At 57.8% G+C, this 9,376-nt stretch carries 9 protein-coding genes; 7 read left to right on the top strand and 2 right to left on the bottom strand.

The window, feature by feature from the left end:
* Positions 1-416 precede the first annotated feature (416 nt).
* A complete protein-coding gene (locus ACIQ0R_RS08510) occupies positions 417-1,637 on the top strand; it encodes a YadA family autotransporter adhesin (RefSeq protein WP_395826174.1) in 1,221 nt (406 codons plus the stop codon).
* Between the two features lie 303 nt (positions 1,638-1,940).
* Here ACIQ0R_RS08510 and pmbA read toward each other — a convergent pair whose 3' ends face one another.
* Positions 1,941-3,305 carry a metalloprotease PmbA gene (gene pmbA, locus ACIQ0R_RS08515; RefSeq protein ID WP_395826176.1) on the bottom strand — a complete coding sequence of 455 codons (1,365 nt, stop codon included), beginning with the start codon at positions 3,303-3,305 and terminating at the stop codon, positions 1,941-1,943.
* Between the two features lie 76 nt (positions 3,306-3,381).
* Here pmbA and yjgA point away from each other — a divergent pair, with 76 nt between their 5' ends.
* From yjgA to ACIQ0R_RS08535, 4 genes are all read left to right on the top strand, one after another.
* Complete coding sequence (gene yjgA / locus ACIQ0R_RS08520) at positions 3,382-3,999, top strand: ribosome biogenesis factor YjgA (protein WP_395826178.1); 618 nt, start codon at positions 3,382-3,384, stop codon at positions 3,997-3,999.
* A complete protein-coding gene (mog, locus tag ACIQ0R_RS08525; protein ID WP_395826180.1) occupies positions 3,986-4,591 on the top strand; it encodes a molybdopterin adenylyltransferase in 606 nt (201 codons plus the stop codon). The genes yjgA and mog overlap by 14 nt, the downstream gene beginning before the upstream one ends.
* A gap of 99 nt (positions 4,592-4,690) precedes the next feature.
* Positions 4,691-4,927, top strand: coding sequence for a hypothetical protein (locus ACIQ0R_RS08530; RefSeq protein WP_395826182.1), 237 nt, complete (start codon positions 4,691-4,693; stop codon positions 4,925-4,927).
* Positions 4,928-5,047: 120 nt separating this feature from the next.
* Positions 5,048-5,716, top strand: a complete 669-nt coding sequence (locus ACIQ0R_RS08535; protein ID WP_395826184.1) for an alpha/beta hydrolase — start codon at positions 5,048-5,050, stop codon at positions 5,714-5,716.
* Between the two features lie 75 nt (positions 5,717-5,791).
* Here the strand turns inward: ACIQ0R_RS08535 and ACIQ0R_RS08540 are convergent, their stop codons facing one another.
* Positions 5,792-6,151, bottom strand: a complete 360-nt coding sequence (locus ACIQ0R_RS08540; protein WP_395826186.1) for a heavy-metal-associated domain-containing protein — start codon at positions 6,149-6,151, stop codon at positions 5,792-5,794.
* Positions 6,152-6,286: 135 nt separating this feature from the next.
* Here ACIQ0R_RS08540 and ACIQ0R_RS08545 point away from each other — a divergent pair, with 135 nt between their 5' ends.
* Positions 6,287-8,758, top strand: a complete 2,472-nt coding sequence (locus ACIQ0R_RS08545; protein ID WP_395826188.1) for a heavy metal translocating P-type ATPase — start codon at positions 6,287-6,289, stop codon at positions 8,756-8,758.
* A gap of 4 nt (positions 8,759-8,762) precedes the next feature.
* A complete protein-coding gene (gene cueR, locus ACIQ0R_RS08550) occupies positions 8,763-9,158 on the top strand; it encodes a Cu(I)-responsive transcriptional regulator (RefSeq protein ID WP_395826190.1) in 396 nt (131 codons plus the stop codon).
* Positions 9,159-9,376: the final 218 nt, after the last annotated feature.

The following is a 9,376-nucleotide window of genomic DNA, read 5'->3' on the forward strand; positions in this document are numbered from 1 at the left end:
ACGGCTAGCTCCTTGAACTCCGCCGTGTACATCTGTTTTGGTATCTTCTTCATTGCTGGTCTTTCCAAAGGATCGTTGATTTTACGTTACCTATGGAAGACTAAATTTCGGGGGAAGCTCACAGCACCTGTGCATTTGCATTCGCATTCGCTGGACTTTTTTTATCGACAGACATATTCGCCCAGCGGATAAGCATTTGTGATGGCGCAGGTGCTGCTGCTGGTACTGCTTACTTATCGGACGGCGCCTCAATATCAACGACCTGCCAAGGTACATTGAATACAAATCCTGGCGTAGTCATAGCAAGCACACCTGGTTTTATTAATCCGACCAATCCAGGGATGTTGTTCAACGTTGGTAATGGAGGGGTTGACATTTATGCGAGTCGTCTGTCTGTTATTGGCGGGCCGCTTTCAATGAGAGCGGGTAAGATCACAGACCTCAGTGCGGGCACGGCGCCGACCGATGCCGTCAATGTCAGTCAACTCAATTCACTGTCGACTTCAACCTCGATTCGACTCGATGAGACCACCAGCAACATTACCTCATTATCGGCAGGCATCAGCACCAACACCAGCAACATCGCCTCGCTATCGACCGGCATCGGCACCAACACCAGCAACATCGCTTCGCTATCGACCGGCATCGGCACCAACACCAGCAACATTAATTCGCTATCAACTAACGTTGCATCAATATCGACTGGACTGGGACAACTGACGTCCCTCTCAGTGAGCCTCTCGGGTGTAACTGCATTATCAACGTCTTTGGCACCACTGACGACGGCATCTGAAGCCGCTGCGGCTAATGGCGCGACGATTGGCACCACTACGATCGGCAGCGCCAACAGCGATGGGACGGTGCAAACCCGCGGCGCCACCGGCACGACCATCCATAACGTGAACGCCGCCACCTGCAGCATCGCCAACGGCATCGACGCTAGCGCCAATGGCTTGTGCGCTCAGGCAAGCCAGGATGGCGCCACCGCATTAGGTTCGCATGCACAAGCGGCCGACACCAATACTACGGCAGTCGGCTTCCGCGCCCTCGCTTCGCAAGCCGGCTCGGTCGCCATCGGGAACGATGCCCAAGCCACTGGCGACCCTACCGTCGCTATCGGCCAGAGTTCGCGCGCCACCGGCAACCAAACGGTAGCGGTAGGTGCCAGCGCGCAAGCGACGGCGAACAACTCGACGGCAATCGGCTCTAACGCCCGGGCGATTGCGGATAATTCCGTGACGATAGGCGCCAATTCCTTGGCCAACCAGGCCAACACGCTGTCGGTTGGTTCTGCTGGCAGCGAGCGCAGAATCATCAATGTGGCGCCGGGCATTAATGCCACCGACGCGGTGAATGTCTCGCAACTCAACGCCGTGCAAAATCAAATTGCTGATGTGCAGCGAGTCGCTTACTCCGGTATTGCTATGAGTATGGCATTGACAGGAGCAGTCATGCCATCGTTAGAGGCTGGGGAGAAAGGGCTTGGCGCAGGTATCGGCTCCTACCAGGGGTATACTGCCCTGGCATTGCAATTTAAAGCGGTTAATAAGACCGGTAATAGTGCTTGGGGCGCAGGAATCAGTACAACCGGAAGGAATACGGGTTTGACCGCGGGCTACGGCTTCAAATGGAAATAATCCATTCCACGGAAAAATCAACAATATTCATCCTGAGCACCGCACTAAACAGAGCTCAGGCGCACAAGAAAGCTGTACTTATTGCTGCAGCGGCTTTGCCAGCGCTTGGCATCGCGCCTCAATAAAGGGCGGCCCGGCCGAAAATTCGACCGGGCCGTGCAGACCTTATATAAACGTGATGCTTAGTGGCGTCGCCTCGGCACGCTGAAAAAAGACCTTAACGGCACAACATTGTGCGGCCTGAGACATATTTCAGACATAACCGGAACCGCCCGAAGCGACTCCTCAGCAGAAGTATTCCAATCAATTTCCAGCCACGGTCATGCTTTCAATGAGCACTGAACCAGTCTGCTTGGTACCGCGAATCAACGTATCGGCACCAATGGCGACGATCTGCGCCAGCATATCTTTCATGTTGCCAGCAATCGTGATCTCCTCGACCGGGTACTGGATCACGCCCCTCTCAACCCAATAACCGGAAGCGCCGCGTGAATAATCGCCAGTGACGTAATTGACGCCCTGCCCCATGAGTTCCGTCACCAGCAAGCCGGTATCCAGTTTCTTCAGCATCGCCTTGAAATTATCCGAGGATTTAGTCAGCGAAGACGTCATGCTCAGGTTATGCGAGCCGCCGGCGTTGCCAGTGGTCTTCATGCCCAGCTTGCGAGCCGAATAGGTCGACAGGAAGTAACCCTGCACCACGCCATCCTTGACCACCTGACGGCGCTGGGTCTTGACACCCTCCTCGTCGAACGGTGCCGAGCCAACCGCGCCCACCACATGCGGATCTTCCAGGATCTGAATATGCGGCGCAAATACCGATTTACCCAGCGTATCCAGCAAGAACGTCGACTTACGATACAGCGCACCGCCCGATACCGCCTGCACGAAGGCCCCCAACAACCCCGCCGCCAGCGGCGCCTCGAACAACACCGGACACTTGCGGGTATCGAGCTGGCGCGCATTAAGCCGCGCCAATGCCCGCTCCGCAGCGTAACGGCCGATCGCTTCCGGCTGCGCCAGTTGCTGCGGGTCGCGCATCGACGAGTACCAGTCGTCGCGCTGCATGTGGGCGCCTTTACCGGCAATCGGCGCTACTGAAATGGTATGCCGCGAAAACGGATAACCGCCCATGAAACCGCGTGAGTTGGCACTGACGAAGTGCGATTGCTGGGCGTAGACGCCAGCGCCTTCGCTGTTGGTGATGCGCTTATCGACTGCAAATGCGGCAGCTTCGCAACGTTTTGCCAATTCGACAGCTTCTTGCGCCGAAATCAGCCACGGCGAGCATAATTTCAAATCTAACGGGCTCATTTCCAAAGTATCAACATCTGGTAAGCCGGCACAATCGTCTTCAGCAGTGAAGCGAGCGATGTTGTAGGCAGCCTCAACGGTATCCTGCAACGCCTTGGCGGAAAAATCGGAGGTGCTGGCATTGCCGCGCCGGGTGTGGCCGTCCTCGCCCAGGTACACGGTGACCCCCATGCCCTTGTCCTTGTTTTGCTCGATAGTCTCGACGCTGCCCTTGCGCACACCGACAGAGAGCCCGCTGCCTTCACTGATCTCGACAGAGGCGCCGGAGGCTCCTTTTTCCCGCGCGTAACGCAATACGTCCTGCGCAAGTTGTTGCAACTGCTCTTGGCTATGAATGAATACGGAGTCGCTCATGGGTCGGTTTTCTTTGAATAAAGGATAAAAGGGTTATCATAGCAGTCGTTTACAGTATGGAAGTACCCTTAACATCATGCCAAATCCCAATCGGGGCTCCTGCGGCTTTCAGTCCAGCGAGTTCGAACAAGAATACGACCGTCCCTCCAAGTCCCAGCTCAAGCGTGAGATGACTGCATTGCAGAAGCTCGGCGAAGAGCTGATTGCAGAATCGCGCGACCGCGTCAAACGGGTGCCGATGCCGGAAGATGTGTGCGACGCCATCCTCGAATGCCAGCAGATCAAAGACCACGAAGGACGCCGCCGCCAGACGCAATACGTCGGTAAGAAAATGCGCAGTTTGGAGCCGCGCGAAATTGCTGAAATCCAGAAAACTCTGGATAGCTGGCGCGGCCTGTCGAAAGCCGACACCGCCGCCATGCACGCATTGGAGCGTCATCGTGATCGCCTGTTGAAAGACGACGGTGCGCTGACCGAATTGCTGGCCCAGCACCCGGAACTCGACGTGCAGCAGGTACGCACGATGATCCGCAATGCGCGCAAGGAACAGGCTGAGAACAAGCCGCCGAAGGCGTATCGCGAAATTTTCCAGTTGCTGAAGGAATTGCAAAAATCTTCCGCGCACCACGGCGAAGACGACGGCCGGCAGGACGATGAGAACGATAGTGAAGATCAGTACGATGAGCACAACTAGCCTGAAAATCGGTCTGCTGTCGATCTCCGATCGGGCCAGCACAGGCGTCTACCAGGGCCAGGGCATTCCAGCCCTGCAGGAATGGCTCGGCGCTGCACTGAGCAGCCCATGGCAAGTCGAAACCCGGCTGATCGCCGACGAACAGGCGCTGATCGAACAAACCCTGATCGAGCTGGTGGACCGGCAACGTTGCCATCTGGTGCTGACCACCGGCGGCACCGGCCCGGCACGGCGCGACGTGACGCCGGAAGCCACGCTGGCGGCAGGCACCAAAGAAATGCCCGGCTTCGGCGAACAGATGCGGCAAATCAGCCTACAATTCGTGCCGACCGCGATCCTCTCGCGGCAAGTTGCGGTGATCCGCGAAAGCGCCGATCATGCGGCCCTGATCCTGAATCTGCCAGGCCAGCCAAAATCGATCAAGGAAACTCTGGAGGGATTGAAGGATGTCGACGGCAAGCAAAAAGTATCAGGCATATTTGCCGCGATACCTTATTGCATAGACCTGATCGGCGGCCCATACATAGAAACCAACGATGCGGTGTGCAAGGCGCTCCGGCCGAAATCGGCGCTCAAACCTGGCAGCGCATAGGCGTTCTTTTCGTCCAACCACTTTAGCAAACAGTCCTGATGCTGCCGACGGTCCGCTGCTACTCCGGTCTGACACCAGCCCTACCGCTGGGGACATCGATTGTGCCGCCGGTTGTGCCGCTGGTTGTGCTGCCAAGCGCAGCCCGACAAGCGTCACAAACGCTGCACCGGCTCAACGCATACCCGTCTAACCTCGACCAGCACCGCTGCCGATCTGCTGTTTGCGGCACGCGTCAAGCAATTGGCCGGAGCATCGCTGCGCATCGAGACCGAGCAGGACGAACCCAGGGCGCTTACCAATTGCGCCCGGCCGGCAATCGAACAACAACTCGGCTAACTCCAGCTGCACCTGCGCTATGTCACGCCATGGCCGCCATCGGCCAACTGGTCGGCAAAGCCGCCAGCGATCTGAGCCGCCACCAACGATCAACCTTTTATCACCTCTTCGGAACAACTCATGTCTAGCACGCTCAAAACCCAGGAAATTTCTACCTCAGACAAGCCGACCGCTGCCGTCATCTGGATGCACGGCCTTGGTGCCGACGGCTCCGATTTCGTACCGATCGTAAAGGAACTGGATCTGCGCGGCTACCCCGGCATCCGCTTTGTCTTCCCGAGCGCGCCAAGCATGCCAGTCACCGTCAACAACGGTTACGTGATGCCGGCCTGGTATGACATCTTTAGCAGCGACCTGGTGCGCCGCGAAGACGAAGTCGGCTTGCGCAAATCGCAGTTAGAAATTGAAGCCCTGATCGCGCAGCAGATCGCGCTTGGCATCAACGCCGACAAGATCGTCATCGCCGGCTTCTCGCAAGGCTGCGCGATGACACTGCAAACCGGCCTGCGCTACCCGCAAAAACTGGCCGGCCTGATGTGCCTGTCGGGCTATCTGCCGCTTAGCGAGAAAATAGCCGCCGAGCGCCACGCCGCCAACCAGCATACCCCGATTTTCCTGGCTCACGGTCGCGTCGATCCGGTAGTGGTCGTCGACCGCGCAGAAAAATCGCGCGCTCTGCTGCTGGAACTTGGTTATTCGGTGGAGTGGCATGAATACATGATGCCGCACTCAGTTTGCGCGGAAGAAGTTGCAGATATCGGAGATTGGCTGCGCCGCGTACTAGGTTGAATCCCGGCTCATATCAAGCGCAACTCAGCACAAAAAAGAAGGCTCGCAAGAACTGCGGTTACACCGGCTTAGTGCTCATGGCGCTACAGGCGTGTAACCCGCATCGCGTATGGCTTGAGCCAACTCATCTGGTGATGCCTTGCTCTCGATCAACACGCTACGTCCTTCTATCCTGACATCAACCTTGGCGCTGCTATCGATGCCGTTGATGGCTTTGCTTATGCGGCTGGCGCAATGGCCGCATGTCATATCTTGCACATTAAATTCAATCATTTTTCTGCCCCGCTTAGATTGATTGGTGGGTTGGTTCAGGATCTCGACTATAAACCTTCCCATTGCGGCAAGGTCAAGCGCCAGTTGATAAAACCAGCCGATAAAAATAGTCGACAAAATTAGCCGGGAAAATAGTAAAAAAACATCAACTCCAGCGATCAACGGCGCTGCCGTGGTGTGACTGGCTCGCCGTCCCCCAACTGCCCGCCGCGCCACGGGCTGTTACAATTTCGCTTGACCTTACCATCATGGGAAGGCGCATCATTGCAACATATTCTACTCACCAGACAGCCCATCATGAGCGGCACCAACCTACCCCAACTGCGCGAATTCCGCCTGCCAATCGACGGCATGAGCTGCGCGTCATGTGTCTCCCATGTCGAGAAAGCCCTGCGCAAGGTCGCAGGGGTGCGCGATGTCAGCGTCAATCTGGCGACTGAACTTGCCACCGTCCAGGCGGACGCCGGCACTGCGATTGGCCAACTGGCGAGCGCCGTAGAGCAAGCCGGATACCAGATAAAGCAGCAAGAAATCATCCTCGATATCGCCGATATGCACTGCGCATCGTGCGTTAGCCGGGTTGAGAAAGCCCTGCATAAAGTGGCAGGTGTGCGAACCGTGGCGGTCAACCTGGCCACCGAAAAAGCCACGCTGACCACTGCTGGCGCTGTGCCGTCAGAGAGCCTGATTGCTGCGCTCAAGGCTGCCGGTTATGACGCCACAGTTCCAGCGGCCACTGCAACCTCAGCCTCCCCGGTAACCAAGAGCGCGCTGCCAGGATGGTGGCCGGTCGCGCTGGCGACGCTGTTGACTTTGCCCTTGATCCTGCCAATGTTGCTGATGCTTTTCGGCAGTAAATGGGCATTGCCGGGTTGGTGGCAACTGGTGCTGGCAACGCCAGTGCAGTTCTGGCTTGGGGCACGTTTCTACCAGGCTAGCTGGCGGGCGTTGAAGACCGGCAGCGGTAATATGGATTTGCTGGTGGCGCTTGGCACCAGCGCCGCATATGGGTTATCGCTATATCAGTTGCAATCGGCATCATCGCAGCATGGCGCAATGACGCACCTGTATTTCGAAGCATCGGCGGCAGTAATTACGCTGGTATTGCTTGGCAAATGGCTGGAAGGCCGCGCCAAGCACCAGACCGCCGATGCGATCCGGGCCTTGAACGCGCTGCGGCCGGAGCGCGCCACGGTGCGCCGCGATGGCGTTGATCGCGACATCGCCATCACCGCACTACAGATCGGCGACCTGGTGGTGGTGCGTGCCGGCGAACGCATCGCGGTAGACGGCGTGGTGACGGACGGGCTAAGCCATGTCGATGAGTCGCTGCTGACCGGCGAAAGCCTGCCGGTGGCCAAGCAAGCAGATGACCGCGTCACAGCCGGTGCCATCAACGGTGAGGGCTTGCTGCTGGTGAACACCACGGCCATCGGTGCCGAGACCACGCTGGCGCGCATCATCCGCATGGTAGAACACGCGCAGGCGGCAAAGGCGCCGATCCAGCACCTGGTGGATCAGGTCAGCGCGATTTTCGTGCCGGTGGTACTGGTGATTGCAACCCTGACTTTGCTCGGCTGGGGCTTGAGCACAGGCGACTGGCAACAAGCGGTATTGAACGCGGTGGCGGTGCTGGTGATCGCCTGCCCATGCGCACTGGGGCTGGCAACGCCGACCGCGATCATGGTCGGCACTGGTATCGCCGCTCGCTACGGGATCCTGATCAAGGATGCCGTAGCGTTGGAAATTGCCCACAGAATCGGCATCGTCGCCCTCGATAAAACCGGCACCCTGACCATCGGCCAGCCGACGCTGCTGGCCGCACTCCCCAGCATCGTCGGCCAGGAAGATATACTGCTGGCGCTGGCCGCCGCGCTGCAACGTAACAGTGAACATCCCCTGGCGCGCGCCGTACTGGCCGCCGCCAAACTGCAAGCGATTGCACCGGCAACCGATATCAGCCAGGCGAAGTCGGTAGCCGGGCGCGGCGTGCAAGCCAGCGTCGGCGACCAACAATGTTATCTGGGCAGTTCACGCTGGATGCACGAGCTAGGTGTTGAACTCGGCCGCCTCGCAAGCGACGCCAACACACTGGAAGCCGAAGGCCGCACGATTTCCTGGCTGGCGGCAGCCCAAGATGGCAAGCCGCCGCTGCTCATCGGTCTGCTGGCCTTCGGCGACCAGGTCAAGCCGAGCGCTGCCGGCGCTGTGCAACGCTTACAGCAGTTATCGATTCGTGTCGCCATGCTGAGCGGCGACAATCGCGGCAGCGCCAATGCGGTCGGCAAACAGTTAGGCATCCGTGAGATCCACGCAGAAATTCTGCCGGCCGATAAGGCCAGAACCATCGCCGAGCTGAGATCCGGCGGACACGTCGTGGCGATGGTCGGCGACGGCATCAACGATGCGCCGGCGCTGGCTGCCGCGGATGTCGGTATTGCCATGTCGAGCGGCACCGATGTCGCCATGCAGGCCGCCGGCATCACGCTGATGCGCGGCGATCCGAGTCTGGTGGCAGATGCCATCGACATCTCGCGCCGCACTTATTACAAGATCCGCCAGAATCTGTTCTGGGCTTTCATTTACAACCTGGTTGGGATTCCGCTGGCCGCACTGGGCTACCTGAACCCGGTGCTGGCCGGCGCGGCGATGGCTTTCAGCAGCGTCAGCGTGGCCAGCAACGCCTTGCTGCTGAAGCGCTGGCGGCCGGCGAGGCGATCCGACTCGTTGACATCATCAATATCCAAGGAGATCGAAAATGTCCGTTAATGCCATGACTATCGGCGATGCCGCGCTGGCCTCAGGCGTCTCAGCCAAGATGATCAGGCACTACGAAGAAATCGGTGTGATTCCGCAAGCCAGACGCAGCGATGCCGGCTACCGCACTTACAACGCGCGCGATATTCACCTGCTGCGCTTCATTCGTCAAAGTCGCCTGTTGGGATTTTCGATGAAACAGATTGCCGAACTGATCGGCCTTTGGGCCGATCAGTCGCGTTCCAGCAGCAAGGTCAAGCAACTGGCGCTGACCCATATCGCGGAACTGGATGGCAAGATTGGCGAGCTACAAACGATGAAAGCAACGCTAGAACAACTGGCCAGCCATTGCCACGGCGACGCCCGGCCCGACTGCCCGATTCTTGAAGGTCTGGCAAAACAAACCCGATAATCCAACCCAATAATCAAACGCAATCATTAAGCAAAATCATTAAGCACAATCATTAAGCACAATCATTAAGCACAATCATTAAGCACAATCATCAATGCTAAAATTTCCGCCATGAGCTTCCCCCGAAATTTAGTCTTCCATAGGTAACGTAAAATCAACGATCCTTTGGAAAGACCAGCAATGAAGAAGATACCAAAACAGATGTACACGGCGGAGTT

Origin of the sequence: Collimonas sp. (assembly GCF_044339385.1) — a bacterium.
Taxonomy (GTDB): domain Bacteria; phylum Pseudomonadota; class Gammaproteobacteria; order Burkholderiales; family Burkholderiaceae_D; genus Collimonas.